12 protein-coding genes are annotated in these 26,770 nt (G+C 70.9%); 4 read left to right on the top strand and 8 right to left on the bottom strand.

What is annotated here, in order from left to right; translation table 11 throughout:
* Window positions 1-31: 31 nt before the first annotated feature.
* From OO47_RS00790 to OO47_RS00765, 6 genes are all read right to left on the bottom strand, one after another.
* On the bottom strand, window positions 32-775 hold the full coding sequence (locus OO47_RS00790; RefSeq protein WP_030211516.1) for a DUF4352 domain-containing protein: 744 nt from the start codon (window positions 773-775) through the stop codon (window positions 32-34).
* Between the two features lie 141 nt (window positions 776-916).
* Window positions 917-2,182, bottom strand: coding sequence for a hypothetical protein (locus OO47_RS00785; RefSeq protein WP_030211515.1), 1,266 nt, complete (start codon window positions 2,180-2,182; stop codon window positions 917-919).
* A gap of 79 nt (window positions 2,183-2,261) precedes the next feature.
* The gene (locus OO47_RS00780) at window positions 2,262-6,329 is read right to left on the bottom strand and encodes an Eco57I restriction-modification methylase domain-containing protein (protein WP_030211513.1); all 4,068 of its coding nucleotides are present in this window, start codon (window positions 6,327-6,329) and stop codon (window positions 2,262-2,264) included.
* Window positions 6,329-9,238, bottom strand: a complete 2,910-nt coding sequence (locus OO47_RS00775) for a DEAD/DEAH box helicase (RefSeq protein ID WP_030211511.1) — start codon at window positions 9,236-9,238, stop codon at window positions 6,329-6,331. Before OO47_RS00775 ends, OO47_RS00780 begins: the two co-directional genes overlap by 1 nt.
* Before the next feature lie 44 nt (window positions 9,239-9,282).
* Window positions 9,283-15,582, bottom strand: a complete 6,300-nt coding sequence (locus tag OO47_RS00770) for a protein kinase domain-containing protein (protein WP_033207628.1) — start codon at window positions 15,580-15,582, stop codon at window positions 9,283-9,285.
* A 184-nt stretch (window positions 15,583-15,766) separates the two neighbouring features.
* Window positions 15,767-17,434 (bottom strand): SWIM zinc finger family protein, encoded by a 1,668-nt coding sequence (locus tag OO47_RS00765; protein ID WP_030211506.1) that lies wholly within the window; start codon window positions 17,432-17,434, stop codon window positions 15,767-15,769.
* A gap of 231 nt (window positions 17,435-17,665) precedes the next feature.
* Between OO47_RS00765 and OO47_RS00760 the strand changes: the two genes are divergently transcribed.
* Entirely contained in the window at window positions 17,666-18,337 is a 672-nt protein-coding gene (locus OO47_RS00760; protein WP_030211505.1) for a hypothetical protein, read from the top strand.
* Between the two features lie 657 nt (window positions 18,338-18,994).
* Here the strand turns inward: OO47_RS00760 and OO47_RS00755 are convergent.
* Window positions 18,995-19,663, bottom strand: coding sequence for a helix-turn-helix domain-containing protein (locus tag OO47_RS00755; protein WP_078489414.1), 669 nt, complete (start codon window positions 19,661-19,663; stop codon window positions 18,995-18,997).
* 166 nt (window positions 19,664-19,829) lie between these two features.
* On the bottom strand, window positions 19,830-20,921 hold the full coding sequence (locus OO47_RS00750; RefSeq protein WP_030211500.1) for a hypothetical protein: 1,092 nt from the start codon (window positions 20,919-20,921) through the stop codon (window positions 19,830-19,832).
* 358 nt (window positions 20,922-21,279) lie between these two features.
* Between OO47_RS00750 and OO47_RS33800 the strand changes: the two genes are divergently transcribed.
* The 3 genes from OO47_RS33800 to OO47_RS00735 all read left to right on the top strand — a co-directional run bounded on the left by OO47_RS33800 (window position 21,280) and on the right by OO47_RS00735 (window position 26,709).
* Window positions 21,280-21,780, top strand: coding sequence for a PASTA domain-containing protein (locus tag OO47_RS33800; RefSeq protein WP_158708622.1), 501 nt, complete (start codon window positions 21,280-21,282; stop codon window positions 21,778-21,780).
* Between the two features lie 481 nt (window positions 21,781-22,261).
* On the top strand, window positions 22,262-26,428 hold the full coding sequence (locus OO47_RS00740) for a SpoIIE family protein phosphatase (RefSeq protein WP_030211496.1): 4,167 nt from the start codon (window positions 22,262-22,264) through the stop codon (window positions 26,426-26,428).
* Window positions 26,428-26,709: an STAS domain-containing protein gene (locus tag OO47_RS00735; RefSeq protein ID WP_030211495.1), complete on the top strand. Its 282-nt coding sequence runs from the start codon at window positions 26,428-26,430 to the stop codon at window positions 26,707-26,709. Before OO47_RS00740 ends, OO47_RS00735 begins: the two co-directional genes overlap by 1 nt.
* Window positions 26,710-26,770: the final 61 nt, after the last annotated feature.

Here is a 26,770-nt window from a genome sequence, read left to right as displayed (position 1 = left end):
GCGGTGGGTCAGGGCGCGGGAGAACGGATGGTCAGCTGGAGCTGGTGCCGGTGATCGTCACGATGGCCAGGTCGTCCTGGACCCGACCCTCGGAACCGGAGAACGCCCACTGGACGGCGCGCGCGTCAGCAGGGACCTTGTAGACGAACACCGCGTCACGTTTGAACCCCGGCTGTACTTCCTCACCGCTACACGCCTTCTCGTTGCCCTTGACCTGGTACTGGTTCTCGATGGGATCGAAATTCCGGCCCTCGGCGTCGATGAGCCCCTGCGAGATCCCATCGGCACACGCAGGGTCGAAGGACTCGGTCCCGTCGTTGTAGACGGTGGTTTCCACGATGACGTACTTCGCCTCCGCGCCTGCCTTGAGGGTCTTCGTCGTCTCGGAGTCGTGGTCGTTGATGGTCACCGTCGCGGACTCGCGAACCTTCTTGACCACGACGGTCGCGCCACTGCTCTTGGCCTTCTCCCCCATGGCGTAGCTCTTGGCGGTGGGAGACGGGCTGGCCAGTTCCTCCGGGCCCTGCGCGGCGTCGTCGGGGTACGTGCGCGTGTCCTGCCATATGGAGGGGCTGGATGTCGGTGCGGCGGTGCCGGTGACTTCGGCGCCGCCGTTGCCCACGATGGCGACGGTGACGGCGGAGGACACCCCGGCGACCACGACCGTCCAGACGGCGAGCAGCACGGCGGCGCGCCGGGACAGCCGGCCTCTGGCGGGCGCGGCGACAGGAGCGGCGGGGAAGGTGGGCTCGTCGGTGGGCTTGGGCGGGATCATGCCAGAAGACTCCTGAGGTGCGGACCCGTCCGGGACGGGCGGGGCTCTTTCGAGGCGGATCGCGGTCGAGGGTGCGAGGCAAAGAGGGTCGTTGATGCGGTCGGGCGGGAGCCCGCGCGGTCGGCGGCCGACGCTGATCGCTCAGCCTTCCGTGTCGCGCTCCTTCTCGTCGCCGTTCCCGTCCCCACGCCGACGGCGCGCTCGCTCGACGATCCCGTCGGCGATCTTGCTCTTGACCGAACTGGCCCTGTCGATAGTCTCGTTGCCAAGGCTTCTGGCGGCACCAACCCCCTTGGCGCCTGTCTCAAGCGCCTTGTCCCGCACCTCCGCCGCCGCAACCGTCCATCGTCTCGTCTCCGACGACTGGCGACCCGACTCGATCCCGAGCCGCCCATGGAAGTCGTGGACGCCCGCCACGACCTGGTTGCTCGACCGGACCACGGCCGGGGACTTGGCCGGGTGCAGCAGCACCTTCGCATTGGCCTCGTCGGCGGCCACGTTCATCCGGGCCACCAGACGCTCGGTACTCCGCGAGATGAGCTCCAGCCGATTCCGCCGGGCGATCCGGATCCCCTCGCGATGCCGGTCCAGTTCCTCCGGATCCGTGTCCAGCACCCGGTCGAGTTCGAGCACGGCTATCGCGTCCTGGAGCTGAAAGCAACGTGCCAGGACGGCGAGCCACTGCATGCCCTTGGACTCGGCCTCCTCGACCGCCGAGGCGAGCTCACCGATCTTGGCCTTGTGTTCCATCTTCTCCGCGAGCGCGTCGAGCCGGCGGAGCGCGTACATCTGAGTCGTCGCAATCGTCTCCGGCGTGGCCTGCACCTTCGACCACGTGATGTCGGAGACCCGGCCCACCTCGTCCCGGATGGTCATGGCATCCGTGATCACGAGCTCCGCTCCGATCATCTTCGCCAGTTCGGCGTCCTCCTGGGCGCGGAGCACGTCGTCGAGCTTCTCGTCGATCGTGGCGAGATATTCGGTGATCTCGTCCATGGCCTGCTGCATCGCGAGCTGTGCCATGACCGCCGCGACGTTGGCCATCCGCGCCGGGTTGCCTCGGAGGGGCCCCTGCCCCTTCGCGAACTCGACGAATCCCTTGATCTGACCCTTGGGCCCCTTCAGCACGCCTGTGCTGAGACCCGTCGTGGCGCTTTCCCTGAGTCCGTACTTGTCGATGCGCCGCGCGGACTCCTTGGTCAGTTTCACCCAGCGGCCCGAGCCGGCGGCGATGTCGGAAGCCACCTGCGCGGCTCCGGCCGCGTCGCCGAGGGCGGAGCGGAACGGGCGCGGTCGCAGGGCCTGTGAGGGCAGGCCCTCGGAGACGAGAAAGCGGTCGACCATCGTTTCCGCCCCAATGACCGCTAGGCCATCGCCGTCCCTGATCAGCTGGATCTCGTCATCCATGGTCACTCCGTGAGGTGTGTCGGAGGGGCCCGGACCGTGGCGCGCTCCTCGGTCCGGGCCACGTAGGCGTGCGTGAGCGTCAGGCTTCCGGGTGGCGGGGGCCGTGGCCCGGGGGCGGGGTGAGGGTGGAGGTGTAGTTCTCGCCGTCCACGAGGGGCGTCGTCAGGCTGACACCGGCCGCCGCCATGCGGTCGTACTCGGCGAGGATGAGGTCTTTGGTGCGGTAGGTGCCGTACTTGGCTTCGTCCTTGCGCCTGACGATGGGGAAGGTGTCGAGGATGTAGTCGACGTCGTCGCGGGTGATGCCGTAGAGGTGGAAGAAGAGGGCGTCAAGTTCGGCACGGATGACGGTGCGGCGGTCTTCGTCCCAGATGAAGGGGGCGGCGGTGTCGCCGAGATCGCGGGCGAAGGGCTCAAGATCGCTGGCCGTGTAGGTGAGCTCAACTACTCGCTGCCTGATGAACTCCGCATGCTCAGCCAGATCCCCTGGAGCAAGGACGGGGAACTGGTTACAGATGAAGAAATTCAGGTGGACACCGCCGACCTTGAGTCGAGCCGTGTAGTCCAGGACATGCGAACTGAGGCAGGCGAGAAGTTCCGCCACTCGACTCGTCAGCCCCGCGCTGACGATGGACACGGGAAGGCTATTGGCAGCGGCCGAGTCAGGGATAACGCTCACAATGACAGTGCGCTCGTTAGTGGAGCTCGTCACGTCTCTCCATCCCAGATGCCACTTCTGGCGCCATCCCCTGTTGTCGAGCTTGTCTCGAACTTCAGGCTCGGCAACCCAGTTGTTGGGAATGACGGAGCGCCCGCGATCCTTCCACGCTTCCTCGTTCAGGTACTCCGGCTGATTCTGGCGCTGGGCAGCCGTATCGCTTTTCACAACGTCTGCGGCGCGATGGTTATAGAAGTCGACCATCTTCGCCTCGTACAGAGGCAGCATCCTGGCTTCCCCCTTGGCGAAGACGTTGCCGCTGAGGTGCCACCCGTCGGCTTCCAGTTCCTCGCGACTGTGGAAGAGGTGCGAGTCGTGGGATAGGTGGAACATGGCCAGAAAGGACGTGCCCCATGGGTTTCCTCTTGGATCATCCTTTTCGATCAAGACAGGGACACGGCGGTAGATGCCAAGCGTGATCTCCGCATCACGACGGGAGCGGAAGACCGGGCACGTGCCGGTGTTCGGGTTGAGTAGGGTGATCTCCTCGGGTGTGAGCGTGAACGCCTTGTCCGCCTCGTCCAACTCCACCGGGTCGTGGAGGAAGAAGGCGAACCGAGCGGCAGGCTCGCGCAGGGCCCGGCCCGTCAGGGACAGGATGCTGAACTTCATACGGGAGTCCACGTCCGGGAACAGGCCGGCACGGTTCTCGAAGTCGTACAGCGCCGCGATCGAACCCTTCTGCACCAAATCCTTGAAAAAGTACTGCGTCCGCGCGTCCGTCGCGATGCCCGTCGGCACGATGACGCCGACGCGGCCCCGCTCGCCCGTCAGTATCCGGTCCGTCTCCGCGAACACCGCGTACAGATTCAGGTTCCCCTGGCCCGTAAGCGGCACTCGCTTCGACCGACGCAGGAAGTGGCTCTCCGCGTAGACGGCCCTCTTCGCCGCCGCGTACTCGCCGTACAGCTCCAGCGTGTCCGGGTCGTCCTGGAGCTTGGCGATCTGCTTCTTGCGGGCGCTCGCGTTCGAGATGGCAGCGATCTCGGGAGCGCGCTGCGCGAAGAACTCCTGTTCCTTCAGCTCCACGCTGTCCCACGGCGGGTTCCCGAGCACGCAGTCGAAGCCGCCCGCCCAGCCCGTCGCCTCGTCCACCGTCCCCGTGACAACCCCGTCCGGGACGAAGAACACCTCCGGGAACTCCAGGTGCCAGTGGAAGAAGTGGTACTGCTCCCGCAGACGCACGATCTCGTCGTGGGTGGCCTTCGAGGCGCTGGACGCGTCCGGGTCCTCCAGGGAGCGGAAGAGGCCGTGCGTGACCGCCCTGGGAGCCTCCGGGGTCTTCAGCCACATGAAGGCGGCGCACCAGGCGTCGGCCAGGTGGAGGGCGTTGAGGTAGTCGGCGGACTTCTCCCACTGTTCGTAGGCCGCCGCCTGGCCCCGTACCTCACGCAGGTTGTCCGAGGGGGCATGGGTGATCCGGCGCATGCCGGCCGCGAGGGTCGTGTTCGCGACCTTCACGCCCTCGTCCTCCATGTCGAAGAGGGTGAACTGACCCTTCCGCTCCTCGGCGTTCAGCTTCTCCAACGACTTGGCATGCTTCTTGTCGTCGCCCTCCGTCGCGATGAACGCTTCGTCCGGAATCCCGCCACGCAGCAGCTTCGGCGTCGCTCCGATCAGCGCGTTGCCGTGCTTCACGTGGACGTCCAGGAAGCCGAGCGGCTTGCCCGGTTCCAGGGCCTCCAGCCACAGCGACACCTTGGCCAGTTCGACGGCCATCGGGTTGAGGTCGACGCCGTAGACGCATCGCGCCACGACCTCGTGCAGCGCGTGGCGGACGGCCTCCAGGGTCGGCTCCGGGTTGCGTTCCCGTACCGCCGCCACCCGCTTCGCGATCCGCCGCGACGCCGCCACCAGGAAGTGGCCCGAGCCGCAGGCCGGGTCGCAGACTGTGAGGGAAAGCAGCTCGCGGACGATCGCGTCCGACGGGTCCGGGTCGCCCGCCGCGCTCGCCGTCTGCTCGCCGCGCTTGACCGCGTCGTCCAAGACCGGGTCCAGGGCGGAGTCAAGGAGGCACTCGATGAGCGAGGACGGGGTGTAGTACGAGCCCGTCGTCTTCCTCGTGTTGCCTGCCAACTCCACCAGCTCGAAGGTCCGGTCGGCCGCGCTGTGCTGCGGGACCAGTTCGAGCAGGGACTCGTAGATCGAGCCCAGTTCCTCGGCGTCCAGGTGGCGGTAGTCGACGGTGCGCCAGCGCCGCGAACCCGCGTCCCGGACCTGGGAGAGGTGGCGTACGGCCGTGAGGAGGTACTCGTTCGAGAGGGACAGGCCCTTCAGGGGGGCGTCCGTCTCCGTCTCGTCGAAGATGCCGCCGAGGCCCGGCAGGCCCAGTTCCGGGCGGCCGTTCTCGTCGCCGAGGGCGTCCAGGACGATCCGGAGGGCCTGGTAGAGGTCGCCGTGGGCCGTGCCCCTGCGGCGGCGGGCGTGGGCGCGCAGGCGAGCCGAGGAGAAGTACGACGCATAACGCTCCCGCGCCTGCTCCGTCGCCTCCTTGCCGTGCAGGACATCGCGGTCTTCCGCCACGAAGACGAACAGCAGGCGGTAGACGAGACGGAGCAGCGCCCCGTGGAGGGCCTTGACGTCCGTGTCCTCACGCAGGGCCGTGTTCGCCGGGTGGCGCAGGAAGCCCGTGCCCAGGGTGGTGATGGCCTCCTGGACGCCCTTACGGAGCTGGTCCAGGGCCCGCGTGCCGGACGCGATCGCCTCCGTACGCCACTTCTCCAGCCAGCAGGCGGACGGGGCCGCGCCCTCCGCCACCGCGAAGCGGGAGACGTGCAGCAGGCGGTACAGGAGCACGAACTCGCTGAAGAGTTCCCCGTCGAAGATGGCTTCGAGGTCGAACTCGACGTACGAGGCGGTGGCGAGCGCGCTGGAGTCGCGCAGGATGCGGAGCCGGCGGCCGTTGGTGAGGACGCCCCACAGGTGGGCCTCGGTGCGGTTCAGACACTCCTGAACGAGGGACTGGGGCGGGACCGTGCCCGCTCCGCCGGTGCGCTTGTCCAGGTCGGCGTTCCAGGCCGTCATGTGGAGGAGGGCGTGGTTCCAGCGGTGGCTGATGGGGAAGACGCGGTCGGGGTCGCTGTCCGCCGGGATGCCGGTGGCGCCGATCGGGGTCAGGCGGCCGAAGCCCAGCTCGGCGAAGAGCGGTTCCAGCCACTGGGAGACGGCCAGGCCGGTCGGGTCGGCCGGGGTCTCGGCGTCCGGGGCGACCGGCAGCTTCTCGCGCAGTTCGCGCCAGACGGACTTCAGGTAGTCCCAGTGGCGTTCGGCCTCGTCGCGTACGGAACGGGCGCCGATGACCTGGTAGTCGGCGGGGGCGGAGCCCTTGACGTCCTTGCCGTCGGCGATGCGGATCAGCATGTCGGCGGGGAGCAGGCCGCCGACGGTGTGAACGGCGGAGAAGACCTGGTTGCGGGTGGTGGCGGACATCAGACGGCGGCCTCTCCGGACGCGGCGGGCAGGTAGACGTAGACGCCGAGGACGTCGGCCGGCTTCTGGGCGGTGACCCGCAGGCCGCGGACGATCTCGTCGGAGGCGCGGCGGACCCGCCGGTGGGACTCGTGGAGTTCGGCGGAGAGGGTGTCGCCGTACTGCTCCAAGTGGTCGGTGACAGCCGAGAGCTGGCCGAGGACCCGGGTCATCATGTGCTCACCGTGGTCGGGGTCGACGCTGTCGGCGGCCTGGGCGGTGAGGAGGGCATGGGCCTGCTCCTCGGGCAGCCACACGGCGTTCTTCGGGGAGCCCTGGAAGGCGAGGAGGCGGGCGTCCTCGGCAACGAGCTGCTTCTCCCCCTGCCGGGAGGGCAGCGTGAGGTGGAAGCGGTAGCGGACGAGGAGCAGGGTCGTGCGGGTGTCGACGGCGCGGGTGGCGACGACACCGCAACGGCGGGCGGGGCGGCGGCCGTCGGCCTGGCTGTCGAGGGCGGAGTTCAGGACGTGGGTGGCGACGGCACCGACGACGGGGTCGGTGCGGACGAGGGCGGCCTCGCCCCGGGCCACGGCCGAGGTCGTACGGAACGGGATGGGGCGGGCGCCTTCGACGGCGGCGGCTCCGACGACGGGGGCGAGGGCGTCGCGCAGGCCGGCGGAGGTGCCGCTGACCTCGGCGGTGAAGTCGCCGGAGCCGTCGCCCGCCTCCACCAGGTGGGCTTCCAGGGCGGTGAGGGAGGTCCGTACGAAGTCTTTCACCTCGTCGGCGCGGCCGAGGGTGTCGCGGATGGCGAGGACCTCGCGGGCGACCTCCTCCGGGTGGATGGAGCGCTGGGCGAACCGGGAGCGGGAGCGGGTCTCGCGTTCGGCCGCGGACTTCCAGTCGGCCTCCAGGTCGGCGAAGCTCTGCTGGAAGGAGTCTGTCTCGAAGAGGGTTCCCTGCTCGCCCTCCCGGCCGCGCAGCAGCAGCCACTCCACGATGGCGTCGGTGACGCCGGAGGAGGTCTCGTCGGGGACGGAGACGGAGATGCCGAGGTCCTTCTTGATCTGGCGGTGCTTCTTGATGAGGACGTCGAGGACCTTGCCGTCGATGCCGTTGTCGCTGCCGTACAGGGTGATGACCCGGACCTCGTCGCGCTGCTGCCCGTAGCGGTCGACGCGGCCCTCGCGCTGGTCGTGGCGGGTGGGGTTCCAGGCGAGGTCGTAGTGGACGACGGCGTCGAAGTGGTGCTGGAGGTTGACGCCCTCGGAGAGGCAGTCGGTGGCGACGAGGACGCGGCGGGCGGCGGGGTCCTGCCCGGCCTCCTCCGCCAGCTCCTCGATCCGCTCGATGCGCTGCTGGGGCGAGAGGGTGCCGGTGACGGCGCGGACGACGGTCTTCTTGCCGAGCTTGCCGCCCAGGTGCTCGGCGACGTACTCGGCGGTGGGGATGTAGCGGCAGAAGACGATCGGGTGGTAGCCGTCGGCGAGCAGCGTCTTCAGGTGCTTGACCAGGGCTTTCAGCTTCAGGTCGCCTTCCGGGCCCTCCAGGGCGGCGGCCCGGTCTGCGAGTTCGGCGAGGCGGGCGCCCGCGTCGTCGGTCTCGGCGCCGGGGGCCACGTCCATGCCCTCCAGGCTGTCGCTGTCGGCCGCGTCACGGGTGAGGGGCGCGCCGAAGCGGTCGGCTTCCTCGGCGCTGGCGGCGGCCGCGGCGGCGGAGCGCGTACGGAGGGTCTGGGCGGCGGCGCGTGGGGAGGAGACGAGGGAGCGGAGCAGGGCGATCGCGGACCACCAGGCGATACGGGCCTCGCGCTTGCCCTGGCTGCCGGCGGCCTCGACGCGCTCGCTCGCATAGGCGATGGCGTCGTCGAGGAGGGCGCGGTAGGCCGGTGACAGCTTGTAGGTCTCGTCCTTGAAGAAGCGGTCGGACGGGAACGCGGTCCGCTCGGCCAGGCTGTCGTCGCCAAGGCCGTCTTCGGTCGTCAGGTACTGGCGTACGTCGGCGCGCTTGCGCTGGACGAAGTGCTGGGCGAGGAGTCGTCGGCCCCGGTCGGAGTCCAGGTCCGTGCCTGCCAGTTCGGGCCTGACCAGGCCGAGAAGGTTACGGAAGGCGGACTCCTTGCCGCTGTGCGGGGTGGCGGTCACGAGGAGCAGGTGACGCTCGGCGTCCTCGGCTACGCGGCGCAGCAGCTCGTAGCGGAGCTGGTTCTGCGTGGAGGTGGTGTCGTCGGCGACGACGCAGGTGTGAGCCTCGTCGACGATCACCAGGTCGGGGCAGTGCTTGACGAAGTCGTCGCGGTGGCGGGTGGACTTGATGAAGTCGGTGGAGACGATGACGTGGGGGTACTTGTCGAAGAGCGACTGCCCCAGGTCCAGGCCGCGCTCCAGGCGGGAGACGGTGGAGGCGAGGACGAGTTCGGCGTCGAGGCCGAACTTGGTGCGCAGCTCCTCCTGCCACTGCTCGGCGAGGGCCGGTGAGCAGAGGACGGCAAGGCCGCGTGCCTCGCCCTGGGCGAGGAGTTCGCTCGCGATGAGGCCGGCCTCGACGGTCTTGCCGATACCGACGTCGTCGGAGATGAGGAGCCGTACGGTGCTCTGTCGCAGCGCCATGAGGAGCGGGACGAGCTGGTAGGCGCGGGGTTCGACGGCGATGCCGGCGAGGGAGCGGAAGGGGCCGGCGCCGGAGCGGAAGCCGATGCGGAGGGCGGAGCGCAGCAGTCCGGCGGCGCGGTGGTCGCCGAGGTCGGCGGCGGACGGCGGGGCGAACTCGGCGCCTCTGACGTCCTCGAAGGCGGGGAAGACGGCGGCGATGTCGTCGTCGGAACCGCCGAGCGGGCGCAGGACGAGCATGTCGGGGGCGCTCTCGGGGAGCACGACCCATTCGCGGCCTCGGGCGGTGACCAGGGAACCGGCGGAGTAGGTGAGCGTCATCGGGTGAGTCCTCGGGGTCCTCGGGTGGTCGGTCGGTTCCGTGGTCAGGAAGCGGCGGGGCCGCCGAAGTAGCGGGCGTGGCGGGCGACGACGGCGTCCCAGTCGGCGGGGTCGGCCGGGAAGCGGACGACGCCCCAGCCGGCGTCGTAGAGGCGCTCCTCGGCGTCCTCGTCCCGGGTGGCGTCCTCCTCCCTGTCCGGCCCGTCGACGAAGACGGCGAGCTTGACTCCGGGCAGGTGGTAGACGAAGTCGGGGAGGGCGGTGCCGACGAGGGTCTGGCCCTTGTCGGGCAGGCGCAGGCCGTGGTCCCTGAGCCAGTTGACGAGGGTCTGCTCCAGGGGAGTGTTCGCCATGTCGTCGGCGTCGTCGGCCGGCGTGTCGGCGAGCTTCGGGGCCGTTCGCCCCAGCTCCTCGACGAGCCGCCGGTGCTGCTCCGTCGGGGACTCGCCCCGCCCTTCGGGCTCGGACACGGCGGAGGCGAGGCGGCGCAGCAGGTGGACGACGGTGTGGCGGTCGATCGCCGCGTGGTCGAGCTGGTTGCCGTAGGTGAGCAGGCAGTCGTAGCAGCCGCGGGCGCAGTGCTGCTCGGCCTGGTCCACTCCGTGCTCGTCGAAGTGGCAGATCTCCAGGGCGCGGAGGGCGGCGACGGCGAGCGCTCCGGGCTCGGCCTGGAGGCGGCGCAGGACTCCGGCGCCGCCCTCCGCGGCCTCGGTGAGCAGGAAGCGGTTGCGGGGACCGTCGTCGGGCGGGAGCAGTTCGCTGGTGAGCTCGGAGTCCTCCAGCTCGAACGCCGCCTCGACGCCCCGCTCCAGGGCGTACATGAGAGTGAGGGCGATGGGTTCGGGCAGCGGCTCGTCGAGGGTGACGACGAGGATGTTGCGGCGGTCCTCGACGAAGGGGACGACTCGCTTCTTGCGGCGCTTCTCGTTGCCGTCCGGGTCGATGACCGGCATCTCGCTGGAGTCGCCGGACGCCTCGGCGGCATCTCGTTCGTTCATCCAGTGGCCGCTTGCGGGGTCGAGCCAGTAGCCGTCCTGCTCGTTCTCCTTGGCGCGCAGCCGTCCCTTGTTGGTGATGCGGACGGTGGCCGAGTCGCCGTACGAGATCGTGGCGAGACTGCCCGCCGGGTCCGAGACGTGGGCGTCCTGGCGGCCCCTGCGGATGCCGTGGTCCTGGAAGCGGTACGAGATCTCCAGCCGGAATCCGGCCCTGCGGCGCTCCTCCTCGTCGGAGGAGATCCGCTCCCGGCGCTGGGTGTAGACGGTGTGCAGGTGCAGCAGGTTGTAGGCGGCGGCGCCGAGCGGCTCCTTGCACATGTCGCAGACGTCGGCGCGCTGCTCGGGGTCGTGGTGGTAGCCGCAGTGCTTGCAGCGGGTGGCCGCGGTGGTGGCGATGTCACCGGAGGAGTCCGGGGGCAGCTGGACGCGGGTCACCTGGTAGCGGGCGCCCTCGTGGTAGATCAGCGCGCCGGGGCCGAACTCGCGGATGGCGAGGAAACGGGGGCGCTGGAGGTAGTCGCCGTCGCCGTGGCGGCGGCCGGTGGTCGGGATGTAGGCGGCCAGCGGCAGGCGGGGGAAGGAGTAGCCGGGCAGGAAGCCCTCGGAGGCGAGGTAGCGGTAGGGGTTGAAGTCGGAGAGGACGGACCGGCTGTCCGGGGTCTCGTTCTTCAGGAGGTTGAGCTGGGTCTCGGCCTCCTTGCGGCGGGCGACGGCGCGCCGCCGGTCGCCTTCCGTGAGGGTGTGGTCGAGGACCCGCTTGTTCTGGACGTACTGGTCGACGAGGGCGGCCCGGAAGAGGTCTCGCCAGCGGTCGAAGGCGCGGTCGAAGCGGTCGGGGGCGGTGCGGACGCGGTCCTCGATCCAGCGCTCGTCCCACCAGACGGTCGTGGCGAAGTCGGCGAGCAACGGGCCGAGGACCCGGTGGGCCGCCGCCACCGTGCGGGCCTGCGCGTCGGCGTCGCGGGAGGCCGCGTACAGGTCGTCGTGGAGGTGGAGCGCCGGGTTCGGGCGGCCCAGGCTCTCGTCGTACGCGATGTCGATGATCTGCGGAATGGCCCGGCCGAGCTTCAGCCCGGCCTCGGCGAGCCAGATGCCCTGGAGGTGGGAGAGGACGAGGTCTTCGTTGGCGAGGTCGAGGCGCGGCGGGGCGACGGCGCCCGCCACCATGCGCTCGGAGCGACGGAAGTAGTACTGGTCGTGGCTGTTGCCGGTGGCGCAGTACGTGGTGACGAGGGCGGGCTGGCCGCTCCGGCCGGCGCGTCCGCTGCGCTGTGCGTAGTTGGCCGGGGTGGGCGGCACGTTGCGCATCATGACCGCGTTGAGGGACGAGATGTCGACGCCCAGCTCCATGGTCGGGGAGCAGTAGAGGAGCTTCAGTTCGGCCTTGCTGAAGGCTTCCTCGCGGCGCTCACGCTCGGCGGGGTCGACCTGGGCCGTGTGCTCACGGGCGAACAGGCCGGACAGTTCGGCGGCGGCGTTGCGGTAGAGGTCGCGGAAGAAGGTGTTGACGCGCGGCCCGTCGCCGCTGGGGTAGGTGCGGGTGAGGGGGTCGTGGGCACCGGACTCGCCGGGGCCGGCCCGCCAGATGAGGGAGGCGGCGGAGATCCGGTAGCCGGTGGCGGCGGGACCGGTCGGCACGCGGAAGCGGCCGGCGCGCTGGGGGGCGGCGCTGACCTCGGTGACCAGGCCGGCCTTCGCGAGTACCTTCAGCAGGTCCTCGATGATCTTCTGGAGGTCGGTGTTGTCCAGCTTCACGCCGTCGCGCACGTCGAAGACCGTGGGTGCGGTGCGGCGCAGGTACTTGCCGAACTTGCCGCGGGCCGAGAGGAAGTGCCCGGACCGGTCCATGCCGGGGCTGGAGGGCTGCGGGTAGGCGGTCTTGACCCTGGGCGCGTCGGACCTGCCGAGGACCCACGGGTCGATGAGGCGTTCCTCGCTGGCACGCTGGAGGGCGTCGAAGTCGTCGCGGAAGTACTGGACGTCGATGGCGAGTTCGCGGCGCATGTCGTCCAGGAGCGTCCGCGTGATCTCGGCGCGCAGGGCGGGGTCGGCGCCGCAGAGCGCCGCATGCGTGTCCTGCCAGCGCTCGTCACGCTCGGCGACCCACTGGAGGTCCGCGTAGTCGATCGTCAGCAGACCTGTCCGCTCGAGGTTCGGCATGGTGATGCGCCAGCCGCTCTCCAGGTCGAGGTAGAGACGGAAGGCGATGACGTCACGCAGGGTCTTGGCCGCGTTGCGGGCGAGGGCGGGCGGCAGGTCCGACTGACCGGTGTACTCGACGGGGTCCAGGGCGAGGGCGTTCGCCACGCGGGTGGCCAGCTCCTCGTGGTGGATGCCCTCTTCCCCCGCGTCCAGGGCGGCCCGGTAGAGCGCGCCGCGCAGTTGGGTGATCTGGACGAAGTCGTTGAAGTGGCCGGCCTGGAGGGAGGCGTCCTGGCGGTTGTCGACGAAGGTGAGGAGCTTGCGCGCCTCCTTGTCGAGGGCTTCCTCGGGCACGGCCTTGAGGGAGCGGACGACGGCCGCCGACACCAGGGAGGTGGCGGAGGAACGGCCTTCCTGGTCGAGGGTCGCGAGCTTCGCGAAGTCCTTGCCACGCGGCTGCTCGTAGGACACCGAGCACTGGACGCAGAAGCGGAACGGGGCGGGGATGAAGGCGGCGTCCAGGTCGCCCCGTCCCTCGTACCCATAGGGGTCGACGGTCACGGCACGGGGCGCGCGCTCGCGGTACGGCTTCCTGACGACTTCCTGACCACGGTCGTCGAGCTCCAGCCACGACTCCGGCAGCTTGCGCTCGGCGACGGCCTCGTCGAGCGAGCGGGGCCACGGGCGGCCGACGTAGAGGTAGCCGTCGCCGGCCCTGCCGCCCGTGGCGGAGGTGTCGCGGCGGGACTCATAGCGGACCTCTCCGTCCTTCTCGGTGCGCCACACCGTCAGGTACTCCTGGCCGCACTCCCGGCAGAAGGCGAGCGGGATGAGGAGCTTGCCGTCGGTGCCGGGCTGCACCTGCTGGTAGTCACGGGTGAGGTGGCGGCTGTCCGGGTCCTCCAGGGTGACGTAGACGGTGTCGCCCTTGGAGAGGAACTGGTGGAGGCGGAAGGCGAAGAGGGGGCGTTCCGTGACGGGGTGACGGGCCTGCGAGCCGGCCTCCAGGGTGGCGCGCAGGGCCGCGGCGCAGTCCTCGACGGACACGCCGCTCTCCCGGGCGAGGTCCTCGGCCGCGTCCTCGATCTTGGCCGGCTTCTGGCGGACGAGGCGGTCGGTGAGGGTGTCGGTGGCCAGGCCGAAGCGGGTCTCGATCCAGCGGGCGAGCGGGTCGCGGACCAGGTCCGCGTACGCGCGGGGCGCGTCGGTGGTGCGCAGCCGCTCGGCAGGGACCGCGTCGGGGGCCGGGTCGGTGGCGCGGACCAGGGTCTCGCCGATGACGTGCTCGGTGCGGATCCTCGTGCCGAAGAGCTTGGAGGCGACGCCCGCGACCACGCTCTTCTGCTCGTCGATCGTGCCCTCGGTGGACATGGTGGCGGAGGTTCCGACGCACTGGAGGCGGTCGGCCTGGCACGCCTCGCGGACGCGGCGGATGAGCAGGGCGACGTCGGCGCCCTGGCGGCCTCGGTAGGTGTGGAGTTCGTCGAAGACGAGGAATTCGAGGCCCTTGGCCATCCGGACGAGGCTGTCTCGGTCGTCGGGGCGGGTGAGCATCAGCTCCAGCATCACGTAGTTGGTGAGCAGGATGTCCGGCGGGTTGTCACGGATCTCCCTGCGGGCGGCGTCGTCCTCCTGGCCGGTGTAGCGGGCGAAGGTGACGGGCTCGCGTCCTGCGCCGTAGCCGTCCCTCAGGTACTTCTCCAGCTCCTTGAGCTGGCTGTTGGCCAGGGCGTTCATGGGGTAGACGATGATCGCGCGGACTCTCTTGGCCGTTCCTCGCGGCTCCGTCTCCCGGTCCCTGAGGACCTTGTCGACGATGGGCACGATGTAGGAGAGGGACTTGCCAGAGCCGGTGCCGGTGGTGAGGACGTAGGACGCCCCGGACCGGGCGGCGTCGACGGCTTCGCGCTGGTGCTGGTGGAGGGTGAGCGGGCGGCCGTCGCAGACGGTGCCGCCCCTGGTCTTCTTCGCCTGGAAGATCCGCGCGCACTCGGGGTGGAGGACGCCCTGGGACGCGAGTTCGGCAACGGTGCCGGCGGAGTCGAAGAAGGGGTTGAGGGAGATCCACGGGTTGGGCCACTGGGACTTGGCGTCGAGGTCGCGCCGGACGAAGTCGGCGACGCGTTCGTCGCGGATGATCGTGCCGCCCTGGGTGAAGGCGCGGTACTCGTCGATCAGGTCCCGGTGGACGCCGAAGACGTCCATGCCGGAGGCGTGCGGGCGGGTCTGGGCGGGCGCCTGGCCGGCCGAAGCCTGCCGCGCCGTGGGCGTGGCGAGCGCGGCCCGGTCCTGGAGGAGGCGGCCCACCGGATCGAACTCGCGCCAGGTGGGCAGCGGTTCGCCGGGCGCGACGAACGGCAGCAGGGCGTCCCGTACGGCGGCGGCGCTCTCGGGGCGGTCCGCCGGGTCCTTGGCGAGGAGGCGGTCGACGAGGCGGGCGAGCGCCTCGGGGACGTCGTGCCGGACCAGCCGGACCGGGTTCGGTGCCTGATGGACGTGCTTCTCGCCGAGTTCGTACGCGGAGGTGCCGACGAACGGCGGTACGCCGAGGAGCATCTCGTACAGGACGCAGCCGAGGGCGTAGAGGTCCGCGGCCGGGGTCACGGCTCCGCCCTGGAACTGCTCGGGTGCCATGTAGCGGGCGGTGCCGACGGTGACGCCCGTGCTGGTGAGCTTGGTACCGTCCGGGTCGTCGACGATCCGGCCCATGCCGAAGTCGAGGACCTTCACGAGGCCACCGCGGGTGAGCATGACATTGCGGGGCTTGAGGTCGCGGTGCATGACACCCTCGACGTGGGCGGCCTTGAGCCCCTCCGCCATCTGCGCCGCGATGGCCGCCGCCCAGGAGATCGGCAGCTGCGGCTCGTCGGCGACCAGGTCGGCCAGAGGATGGCCGTCGAGGAATTCCATCGCGAGGTAGGGCAGGCCGCCGTTCGTGTCGTCCACACCGCCGGCGATCGTACGCGGGAGGTTGGGGTGCCGGGCGAAGGTCTGCATGATCCGGACCTCGCGGGCGAACCGTTCCACGGCCTTGGTGTCGCCGTGCGTGTCGATCTGCAGGCCGGACCGGCGCCGGAGGATCAGCTTGACCGCCACGACGCGATCGGCGTCGCCTGGAGCGGCCTCCAGATCCTCGGCTCTGTGGACCTCACCCATGTTGCCCGAGTCCACAGCCCCCAGGAGCCGGAACCGCCCCGCGATCATCTCCGTCGCCACAGCCCATTCCCTTGCGTTTTCGCGCGGCCCTGCGAGCACACGACTCCCCACGGAGGAATGCCCCGCCTCACGACGCGGGCAGACCCCCAGCCCCGCGAACAGCGTACACGGGAGTTCAATTGTAAACAACAGCAAGGTGCGTTGACGATGTCAACATGACATGCTTGGCGAGTCATAGCCCACAGTCGTCCATCAGTCGCATCAGATTCCGCTTGCGCTTCTGGGCGGCGCGCAGGTCGGCGACGTAGGCGGTGAAGTCGTCCGGCGTGCCGAGGCGGTGGTGGCAGTCGCGGACACTCAGGAGGAGGCTGACGAGTTGTTCGTAGGCGCGGTTGCCAGTCTCGCGTGCGAGGCGGGCGGCCAGGCGAAGGTAGACAGGAAGGGCATCCGCGGGGCGGGTCGGGCGGGACTGGTCGGCAAGGGTGAGCCATTGGCCGTCGTGGGCGCCGTGCTCGTGGGCTGCCTGCCAGGCGGCATCGAGGTCCTTGTCGTCCAACAGGACGTCGACGAGGACCCGGCCACCGTACACGCCAACCTGTTCGACATCGGCGCGGAGAAGCTTCAGTGCCTCCTCCCGCTCGGTCAGCCAGCAGTCGGCGGCCACGGCTGCGACACGTAGCTGCTGATAGGTGAGCAGGGTGCGGCGGGCGGCGAAGTGGTCACGGCGCAGGGTGACGGCGTCGGCGAGCCGGTCGGTGCGGGTGTAGCGGTCGGCGAGGTGGTCGACCAGGGCGGTGTCGACGCCGGCCAGGTCCTCGGCCTCCCGGATGCCGCGCTCGGCCCATTCCAGGGCTTCGGCGGTACGGCCGGCGGCGTCGAGTTCGCGGGCGACGAGCAGGTGGGTGTGGCCGTCCGGGGCGAGGTCGGCGGCGTGCACGGCGATCACCGTGCCGATGTCCCGACCGGACTTCGCGAGGCGCTGCATCAGGTGCTTCTCGGCCCAGCCGGTGCGGTTCGCCTGCCACGCCTCGGCGGCGTACCGGCGCAGAGCGGCCGTCCCCCGCTCCCCGAGCACGTCCCCGTAATCCAGAGGGTCGAAGTCCGTCAGGTCGGCCGCCTCGTCGAGGGCATGGGTCACCAGCCAGTGCGCGAGCTCCTCCGGATCCGGGCGGGCCGCGCGGCAGGCCTCGTGGTGGGCGTCGGCGAGATCGGCGCCGACCTGGCCGAGTCGGCCGTCGGAGTCGTCGACACCTTCGACCACGGAGGCCAGCAGGCCGATCGCCTCCTGAGCCAGGGCCGTCGCATCGGCCGCCCGACCGGAAGCCGTCAGCGACCGGATCGCGGCGACCGCCTGCCCGGCCTGGTCGGCGTAGGCACGGGCATCGGCGTACTCGACGTAGCCGTACTGCGCGAAAGGGCCGATGTCGAGCAACTCGCGGATATGGGAACGGATCCCGGCCACGTCGCCGTGGACGCTCGCCGCCCGCAGTTCCAGACGCCTCCGCAGGCTCCGGTCATCGGCCGCCTCCTCCCTCACGAGAGCGATCAGATCGTCCCGTGACAGGCCGGTCAGCCAGGCTTCGAGGCCTCGGGTCCGGTCCCTGGCCGCCTTCCTCAGGCTAGGCAGGTCGGCCTCCTGGGCGATCACCGTCAGGCCGAGCGCGACCAGATGCTTGCAGAAGTTGCCCTCCTGGCCGTACGGGCAGTCGCACGTGCCCGCGAGCTTCCTGCCGCCGCCGAGGAGCAGCTCCACCTCGTACCGCTCCGTGCCGCGCACCAACGCCCTGATCCAGCCGTCACCGAACTCGACCCCGGACACCTCGTGCACATAACCGAGTCCACGTTCGAACGATCGCCCCCCGGCCAGTGCCCTCAGCTTCGCTTCCGTAAGACCGCCCACGACTCTCCGTGCTCCGCTCCGGCCCAGGCCCCCTCCGACGGCCCTCATGCTAGAGGCCGCCAGGCCGAACGACTCCAGAGATCAGAACGGCGCCACCCCCACGAGTCGATGCCTCCGGTTGTTCGAGCCGCCCTCCCGGTCCTACCGGCTCAGCCCTCCGGCCGCCCCTCTGCAATCCCATGCCTCCACCTGCACGGTCGTCCCCCGCCCCCCTCTTCGAAAAGGTGCCGTATGACCAAGCCCGCCGCCGTGGACCTGACGAAGGCTTCGCCCACGGTCTTCCTGGACAAGCACGGCGTGACCTCGGGACTGATCAAGGTCAACCTCAACTGGACCTCGCCACAGGCCGCCGCCCAGCGGGCGACCGGCGAGACGCGTGGTCTGTTCGACCGGATCCGGGCCTCGCTGCGCGCGGCCCCGGCCAGGACGGTGGACCTCGACCTCGGCTGCATGATCCGCTGTACCGACGGTTCCAAGACCGTGGTGCAGGCGCTGGGGAACGCCTTCGGCGCGGTGGACCGCTTCCCCTACGTCGCCCTCGACTCGGACGACCGGACCGGGGCCCGGGAGACGGGAGAGAACCTCGTCATCAACCTGGACCACCAGGCCGAGTTCCAGAAGCTCCTGCTCTTCGTCTACATATACGAGGGGTCCGGCGACTTCCGCGGCCTCGACGCGGTGGTGACGTTGACCTCCGACCGTGGTAGCCGGTTCCGAGTGATTCTGGACGAGTGCCCGCCGATGGCGCACGCGTGTGCCATCGCCCTCGTCAAACGACAGAAGGGCGAACTCGTCATCGAACGCGAGGTGCGCTGGTTCACGCCGGCGGACGGCCCCGGCGTCCAGGACGTGATCTCCCGGGCGTACCGGCTCGGCATGAAATGGATACCTGGCCGGAAGTAACCCCGGCCGCGGACAGGCCGCGCACTCCCTCGGGTGCGGCCAGCGCTCGAACGGCGTCCGGCCCGATGGCCGCTCGGCGGGCAGCTGCGTTCCGGGCGTTCGGAAGCACTTGGTCACCGCGACATTTCGAGCACCCGAGACGGGGCCGTCCATCCTTGCGCGTAGTAGGCCTTCGTGACGGCTGTCACGTCGCGCCGCGGGACCTCGACACAAGGACAACGACACAGAATGGCAAACAAACAGGACATTTCATTTTCACAGGACATACGCGGGACCGAGCCCCTAACATGCCGCCATCTAAGCTACTGACCTGGGAAGGCGCCGGAAACGCCGACGGCCTCCGGAGCCGGTGCACTTCAAGTCTGCGGCAGCGCCCTTCTCCTATCGACACCTTCTCTCTGCAGCACGCGCACCAGGCAGCCATGGGCCACCGACTCGACAGAGCGTGGCGTTTCGACGGGCACGGAGGGGCGTTCTGACCGCCCCCTCCCCGGCCGCGACGCTCCACTCCGCCCCACATGGCGGCACATCTGCCTCTGCCATTACAGCCACTCGCGCATGGGACTCCTCTGGGACTTTCCTGGGACTTTCGACTGCATCAAGGGGTACGAGGGCGAAAGAAGAGAAAGGGTGCTTCCCCAGGCCAGAAGCCCTACGTCACGAGTCTGCGCAGCTCACAGGGCTGCCAAGTCTTTTCCGGGACATCTGACCGACCGGGACACGCCGACGGCCCCCGCGACCCCGAAGGTTCGCGGGGGCCGTCGCCGCGCGCGTATAAGTCACCGGGCGGCCGTTCACGAGGCGCAGAAACCACGCCTCCGTGCTGACCAGCCCATGCGATCCCGCGCTTTGCGGCAGGACGTGCACAGTGATGTTGCGCCGCTCGAACATCTCCAGCAGGTACTCCCACTGCGCGCGCCGTCCCTGCCCGTCCCGCAGCGGTGTACGCAAGGCCGCCTCCGCCAGGATCGCCCGGAACGGCGGCGCGTCCCTTCCTTCCAGCAGCGCCTTCCGGCCCATCCTCGCCTCGACCTGCTGCTCCAGCTCCTTGCCCTTGTGACCGCCCGCGGCCGGCAGTTCCCGCGCGTACTCCGGCGTCCGCAACAGCCCCGGCGTCTCGTAGAACGCGTCCAGGCCCTGGACGACGTCCGGGCTCCCCAGCGTCTCGCCCTTCTCCATCCTGCCGAACAGGGACCAGTCCCGGCCCACCCGGTCACCGAGCTGCCGGAGGGTCAGCTTCCGGGTGGTCCGGAGTCTGTGCGGCTCCTCCGCGAACCGCCGGCGCGGCTCCTGGCTCCGGCCGCTGACCACTCGTCGCTGCGGCATCGCGTCACCCTCCGCGTCGCTCGTACGGACCGGCGGTGCGGAAGGCCGCCCTCGTCGCGTCCGGGCTACACAGCGTAATCCACCGCACGTCAACGGGACCGTGAAACGGTGGAACCGGCCGCGCGAACCGAATGCCGCCGAAGGCGGCGGCCGGTGTCCGCGAGGGTCAGCGGGGCTTCGGCAGGCGCAGGTCGGTGCAGCCGTGGCGTTCGGCGGAGCGCTTGGCGAACTCGTGGAAGGCGGGCAGGCCGAAGGTCTCTCCGCCCTTCTCGTCGGGGAACCATGCGGTGAAGGCCTCGGGCGGTACGGAGCCGGTGAACAGGGCGCGTTCGGTGTCGCCGGGGCAGCGGGCGGAGGCCCAGAGCGTGCCGCCCCTGGCGCCGACCCCGCCTGCGGTGTCGCGGAAGTCCCCCTCGCGTCGGGCCGCCAGGGCGTACGGGCCGAAGCGGGCGGAGAAGGAGTAGGGGTTCTCGGTGAAGTGACCGGAGGCTTCGACCTCGCAGATCTCGTACACGGCGGACCGGTCGACCGCGGTCTCCCATACGGTGTCGAGCCGTCGGTCGAGGGCGAAGGGCAGGCCCGCGCAGGTGCCGTCCGCGCGTTCGGCCTCCTCGTCGCGGGTGACCTCGGGCAGGGACGTGAGGGGCTTCCCCGTCTCGGCCTCGCAGCCCCAGTGCCCGGCCGCCTTGACCGCCGTCGCGAGGGCGAACCGGGTTCCGAAGAGGTGGTCGGTGTCCTCCCACATCCTCTCCGGCTCCGCGAAGACCTTCTCCGCGTCCTCCTCACGCAAACGGGAGGTCATTTCGACCGTCACGGCGACGCGGTCCGCGCTTCCCCGGCAGTCGAGCAGGACCCGTGCCGAAGAGCCGTCGATCCAGCCCCGCCAGCCCCCGCCCAGCGGGAGCGGCAGCAGCACCCTGTCCCGGAGCGGCGGCAGGGTGTCCCTCAGCTCGCCGGGACCGGGATCGCCGCCGGGCAGGAGCGCCACCACGACCTGTCGCCTCGACGTGCCCAGCCAGCAGGTGTGGGCGTCCTTCCTCGGGCTGTGGTCGCCCCGCAGTGCGACCTCGTGCCCGAGGCCCTCGAACAACGGGCCCTCCTCGTAGGCCAGTACGCCCCCGCAGTAGGTCTTCATGGCCTCTTCGAAGCGCCAGCGGGCCGCCGTGTCGCTCTCCCGCCACCAGATCCACGTCACCAGGAGTCCGAGGGCCAGCGCCCCCGCCACCCACGCGGTCCAGCGGAACACCGTGCTGCGCATCACTTCCCGGTCCTTTCCTGGAGGGCTGAGAGGATATCCGGGGTGCGTTTCCGCCGATCCGGGCGTACCCCGGCGGTGGCCGTGGGGACGGGCCTACGATCCCGCCGTGGACTCCTACGCGCCCCCGCCCCCGCCCGCAAGTCCCGCCGCGCGTCCCTGGTGGCGGCGGCCGGGGATCGTCGTCCTCGGTGTGCTGATGGTGGTCGGGGGTGGACTCCTGGTGTCCGGTGATCCGGGCGGGAGGCCGGGAGCGGGTGTCGGGGACGCGAAGGAGGGTGGTCGGCCGGAGGTTTCCGTCCCTCCCTCCTCCGTGGAGCCCACGGCCACTCCCTCCGTGCCCGCCGGGCCCCCGCGGCTCGTGGGAAAGGTGCTCGAGGAGGCGCAGGAGGTCGCGGACGGGGCCGGGTACGACGTCGTGACGCACGACGCCTCCGACCGGGACGACGGGCAGTGGGACGCGGACGGGTGGAAGGTGTGCTTCCAGACGGCGGGCGGGCAGCGGGGCGGCGGGCGGCCCGTGCTCGACCTCGGGGTGGTGCGCGTCGACTCGCCCTGTCCCGCCGCGGACGGCGAGGCGGTCTCCTGGCCGGTGATGCCGGGCGTCGCCGGGGCGACCCTCGTACGGGCCGGGGAGACGCTGGAGGCGGTCGGGATCCGGAAGGTACGGCCGGAGAGCGTCTACACCGACGTCGCACTGCCCTCCGACCCGGGTACGTGGCGGGTCTGCTTCCAGGAGCCGGCGCCGGGCGAGGAGGTCGAGAACCCGCAGTACGCGACCGCCTACCTCAAGGTCGCCCCGCCGGACGCCGCCTGCCCCGAGGAGCCGTACGCCCGGTTGCGTCCCGAGCCGGCCTCCTAGGGCCTGTCCGGAAGGCCCCGCCCGCCCGGACCGGCACCGAAGGCGACCTCGACCGGGTCGTCGCGGTCGGCCCCACCACGCCTCCGGAGTCCGGAAGGTCCGCTGTCGGCGAGATCGGCGCGCGAGGAGGCCTTGCCGCTGTCCGGGGGCCCACTTCTCGTCCGTCTCCGCGGCGGACGGCCCCGGGACGCGCGTCCGTGAGGACGTACGGCCCCACAGCGGCGGCCAGGAGGCCGACGGCCCGGTGAAGCCGCCCGAGCCCCGTGGGGCACCCGCCCGGCCGTGCACCACCGGCGCTGCTGCAGACCTCGGCGATTGTCTTATCCTACGGAAGCACACCGGTGGATCCTCAGGCGGTGCAGAAGGACTCCGACAGCTCCTGCGGGGTACCGGACCCGTGGTGTCCGGTGTTCGACGGCTCTCGGGAGCCGTCTGCGGCAGGCGCTCCGCGCGAGGGCCGGAGCGAACGAAAGGATGGTCTGTGACGCGCTCGGAGGACGGCGGGACCGCCACGCCGTCGACGGCTGTGACCGGGGTGTTCGGCGCCGACAAGGGGATCGGCGAGGACCTCGCCCGGGTGGACTGGTCGGCGACGCCGCTGGGACCGCCGCAGGACTGGCCGCAGAGTCTGCGGACCGCCGTGAGCATCCTGCTGTCCTCGAAGTTCGCCATGTGGATGGCCTGGGGACCGGAACTCACGTTCTTCTGCAACGACGCCTACCGGCGCGACACCCTGGGACAGAAGTACCCCTGGGCGCTCGGCCGGCCGTCCCGCGAGGTGTGGTCCGAGATCTGGGGCGACATCGGTCCGCGCATCGACACCGTCCTGAACAGCGGCGAGGCGACCTGGGACGAGGCGCTGCTGCTGTTCCTCGAACGCTCCGGCTACCCCGAGGAGAGCTACCACACCTTCTCCTACAGCCCGCTGCGCGACGACGGCGGTGCCGTGGTGGGCATGCTGTGCGTGGTCAGCGAGGACACCGAGCGGGTCATCGGCGAGCGCCGCATGGCGACCCTGCGCGACCTGGGTTCCGACCCGAGCGTCATCCGCACCGAACCCCAGATGTTCGACTTCGTCGCGGAGCAGCTCGGCCGCAATCCGCACGACCTGCCCTTCACCCTGACCTACCTCTTCCAGGAAGACGGTTCCGCCCGCCTCTCCTCCGTCACCGGAGTGCCGGTCGGCCACCCGGTGGCGGCGGAGACCCTGCCGGCGGACTCCACGTCCGTGTGGCCGACGGACGCCCCGGCCCGCGGGGAGTCCCAGCTGGTGCCGCTGGACGGCGAGCCGTTCCGGGACCTGCCCTCCGGGGGGTGGGAGGAGGTGCCCACCCAGGCGCTTGTCGTCCCCCTGCACCAACAGGGCACGGTGCCCTACGGGTTCATGGTGGCCGGTCTGAACCGCTACCGCCCCCTGGACGAGGGCTACCGCGGCTTCCTGGAACTGGTCGCCGGGCACGTGGCCACCGGGGTTTCCAGCGCCCGCAGCTACCAGGCCCAGCAACGCCGGGCCGAGGAGCTCGCGGAACTCGACCGCGCCAAGACGACCTTCTTCTCCAACATCAGCCACGAGTTCCGCACCCCCCTGACCCTCATCATGGGGCCGGTCCAGGAGCTGCAGCAGCAGCTCGCCGACGCGGAGCCGCGCGTACAGGAGGAACTGAGGGCCGTACACCGCAACGGCCTTCGGCTGGGCAAGCTGGTCAACACGCTCCTCGACTTCTCCCGCATCGAGGCGGGCCGGATGCGGGCGAGCTACGAACCGGTCGACCTGGCCGCGATCACCGGCGAGCTGGCCAGCGTGTTCCGCTCCGCCGTCGACAAGGCCGGCCTGGACTTCCAGGTCGACTGCGCGCCCCTGCCCGAGCCGGTGTACGTCGACCGCGGCATGTGGGAGAAGGTGGTCCTCAACCTGCTCAGCAACGCGCTGAAGTTCACCTTCGACGGCATGATCCGCGTGGGCGTGCGCGCGGAGGACGGCGAGGCCGTGGTGACGGTCGTGGACACCGGGATCGGCGTGGCCGCCGAGGAGATGCCCCGGTTGTTCGAACGGTTCCACCGCATCGAGAGCGCCCGCTCCCGTTCCGGCGAGGGCAGCGGCATCGGCCTGGCCCTGGTGAAGGAACTGGTCGGCCTGCACGGCGGCACCATCACCGCCGCCTCCACCGAGGGGGAGGGCACCCGCTTCACCATCCGGCTGCCCTTCGGCTCCGCCCACCTGCCCGCCGACGCCATCCGGCCGGAAACGGGCACCGTCGCGCCCTCCGCCGCCGATCCCTTCCTCCAGGAGGCCCTGCGCTGGCTGCCGGGCGAGAGGACCGAGGAGGCGGCCCCCGCGTTCGTCGCCGCCCCGGGCACCGGTGACGACGCGGGGTCCCCCCGTCCGGCGGCCCCGGCACGGGTGCTGATCGCCGACGACAACGCCGACATGCGCGAGTACCTCACCCGGCTGCTGCGCGGCGCCGGCCACTCGGTCCACGCGGTCGAAGACGGTCGGCAGGCCCTCGACGCCGTCCGCGCGGAAGCCCCCGACGTGGTGGTCAGCGACGTGATGATGCCCCGTCTGAACGGCCTGGACCTGGTCCGGGCGCTGCGCGTCGACCCGCGCACCGCCTCGGTGCCGGTCCTGCTCCTCTCCGCCCGCGCCGGGCAGGAGGCCTCCATCGAGGGTCTGCAGGCAGGCGCGGACGACTACCTCGTCAAGCCGTTCGCGGCGGCCGAACTCCTCGCCCGGGTCGAGGCCAACGTGAAGCTGGCCCGGCTGCGCAACCACCACGCCCGGTGGCGCACCGCCCTCATCGACTCCCTCCAGGAGGCGTTCTTCGTCTGCGACGAGGACGGCGCGGTCGTCGAGATCAACGCCTCCTTCACCGCCATCCTCGGTTACGGCCCCGAGGACCTGCCCTACCGGCCGGTTCACCCCTGGTGGCCGGACGCCGCCGCCCACCCCGAGGCCCACCGTCAGGTCGCCGAGGCCTTCGCCACGCTGACCGGCCAGGAACGGGGCAGCTACACCATCCCCGTCACCCACCGCGACGGGCACCGCCTGTGGGTGAGCGCCACCTTCAACCAGGTCCAGGACCCCGACACCGATCGCACCGTGATCGTCGGGACCTTCCGCGACGTGACCACCGAGCACTACGCCGTCCAGCGCGAGACCGCCCTGGCCGCCCTGGGCGCCCGCCTGTCCCAGGCCACCAGCCTGTCCGACGCCATGACCGGCGCCCTGGAGGAGCTGAAGGAGGTGTGGCACGCCCGGAACGTCACGGCCGCGGTCTTCGGTCACGGCGACGAACCCGCCCTCACCGCCACCGACCCCTCCCTCACCTGGCGGGGGCTGCCCGCCGAACACCGTCACGCGCTCGCCGACCTGTGCCGGCAGCCGGAGCTCACCCCCGTCACCGACCCGGGCGGGGCGGCCGTCCTCCTGGAGCACCCCGACGGTCCGCTCGCCCTCCGGATCGACCTGGACGAACAGCGCCCCTTCACCGGCGAGGACCAGCTCCTGCTGTCCCTCCTGGCCGGACGCCTGGCCCAGGGCCTGGCCCGCGCGCACCAGATCGACCAGCAGCGCGAGACCGCCATCGCCCTGCAGCGCGCCATCCTCGGCCCGTCCCACCTGCCCGAAGGCTTCGCCGTCCGCTACGAGCCCGCCACCCGGCCCCTGGAGGTCGGCGGCGACTGGTACGACACCGTCGCCCTGCCCGACGGCCGCATCGGCATCGTCGTCGGCGACTGCGTCGGCCGCGGCCTGGAGGCCGCCAGCGTCATGGGCCAGTTGCGCAGCGCCTGCCGTGCCCTGCTGCTGCAGGACGCCGGCCCGGCCCAGGCGCTCATGGCCCTGGACCGTTTCGCCGCCGGTGTTCCCGGTGCGATGTGCACCACCGTGTTCTGCGGGGTCCTCGACCCCGGGACCGGAGGACTCACCTATTCCAGCGCCGGGCACCCCCCGGGCATCCTGGTCCGCCCCGACGGCACCATCCGGCTCCTCGAAGACGGGCGCTCCCTCCCCCTGGCCGTCCGTCCCGGCGCCCAGCGCCCCGAGGGCAGCTGCACCATCTCGGCCCGCTCCACCCTGCTGCTGTACACCGACGGACTCGTCGAACGCCGCCGCCGTCCGCTCAGCGCGGGCATCGACCAGGCCGGCGAGGCGCTCCAGGACGGCCGGGACACCGCGATCGACGAACTCGCCACCGCCGTCATGTCCCGGCTGGCACCCGCCGGCGGCTACGACGACGACGTCGCCCTGCTGCTCTACCGGCACCCGGCCCCGCTGGAGATGTCCTTCCCCGCGGAATCGGGCCAGCTCGCGCCCGTCCGCAGGGCCCTGCGCGGCTGGCTCGACCAGTGCGACCTGCCGCCGGGCACCGTGCAGAACATCCTCGTGGCGGCGGGCGAGGCGTGTGCCAACGCCATCGAGCACGGACACCGCGACGCCCCCGGCGACGCCGTCCACTTCCGCGCCGAGGCGTCCGCGAACAACCTGCGCCTGATCGTCGCGGACACCGGACGGTGGAAGGTGCCCCAACCCGAGCGCAACGCCCACCGCGGCCGCGGCATGGCCCTGATGCGGGCCCTGATGCAACAGGTCACCGTCACCCAGGGCCCCACCGGGACCACCGTCGACATGCACACGAGGATCGCCTGATGACCACGTCCCTGACCCTCACGCCCGGTCGACGGCCGGACGGTACGGCCGTGCTGACCGCGGTCGGCGAGATCGACATGAGCAACACGGGCAGCCTGGCCGACGCGCTCGACCGCACCCCGGGGCCCCTCGTCCTCGACCTGACCGCCGTCGACTACCTGGACAGCGCCGGCCTGAGCGTCCTCTTCTCCCACGCCGACCGGCTCGAACTCGTCGCCGGCCCGCTCCTGACCCCGGTCCTGACCATCTCCGGACTGACCAGCCTGACCACGCGCCACTGACCGGGTGCCGGAGGACCCGGTGTGGCGCGCCGACGAGGGGGCAGGAGTTCGGTTCGGCCCG

Source organism: Streptomyces bikiniensis, from assembly GCF_000716625.1.
GTDB classification, from domain to species: Bacteria; Actinomycetota; Actinomycetes; order Streptomycetales; family Streptomycetaceae; genus Streptomyces; species Streptomyces bikiniensis.
Note: the sequence above shows the minus strand (reverse complement) of the source record. Positions and strands in the feature narration are given on the sequence as shown.

What these genes read in the sequence shown, in the direction of transcription:
- OO47_RS00735 (WP_030211495.1), top strand. Translation starts at nt 26,428, where the DNA reads ATGACCACGTCCCTGACCCTCACGCCCGGTCGACGGCCGGACGGTACG.
- OO47_RS00780 (WP_030211513.1), bottom strand. Translation starts at nt 6,329, where the DNA reads ATGTCCGCCACCACCCGCAACCAGGTCTTCTCCGCCGTTCACACCGTC.
- OO47_RS00790 (WP_030211516.1), bottom strand. Translation starts at nt 775, where the DNA reads ATGATCCCGCCCAAGCCCACCGACGAGCCCACCTTCCCCGCCGCTCCT.
- OO47_RS00750 (WP_030211500.1), bottom strand. Translation starts at nt 20,921, where the DNA reads ATGCGCAGCACGGTGTTCCGCTGGACCGCGTGGGTGGCGGGGGCGCTG.
- OO47_RS00755 (WP_078489414.1), bottom strand. Translation starts at nt 19,663, where the DNA reads ATGCCGCAGCGACGAGTGGTCAGCGGCCGGAGCCAGGAGCCGCGCCGG.
- OO47_RS00770 (WP_033207628.1), bottom strand. Translation starts at nt 15,582, where the DNA reads ATGATCGCGGGGCGGTTCCGGCTCCTGGGGGCTGTGGACTCGGGCAAC.
- OO47_RS00760 (WP_030211505.1), top strand. Translation starts at nt 17,666, where the DNA reads ATGACCAAGCCCGCCGCCGTGGACCTGACGAAGGCTTCGCCCACGGTC.
- OO47_RS00775 (WP_030211511.1), bottom strand. Translation starts at nt 9,238, where the DNA reads ATGACGCTCACCTACTCCGCCGGTTCCCTGGTCACCGCCCGAGGCCGC.
- OO47_RS00785 (WP_030211515.1), bottom strand. Translation starts at nt 2,182, where the DNA reads ATGGATGACGAGATCCAGCTGATCAGGGACGGCGATGGCCTAGCGGTC.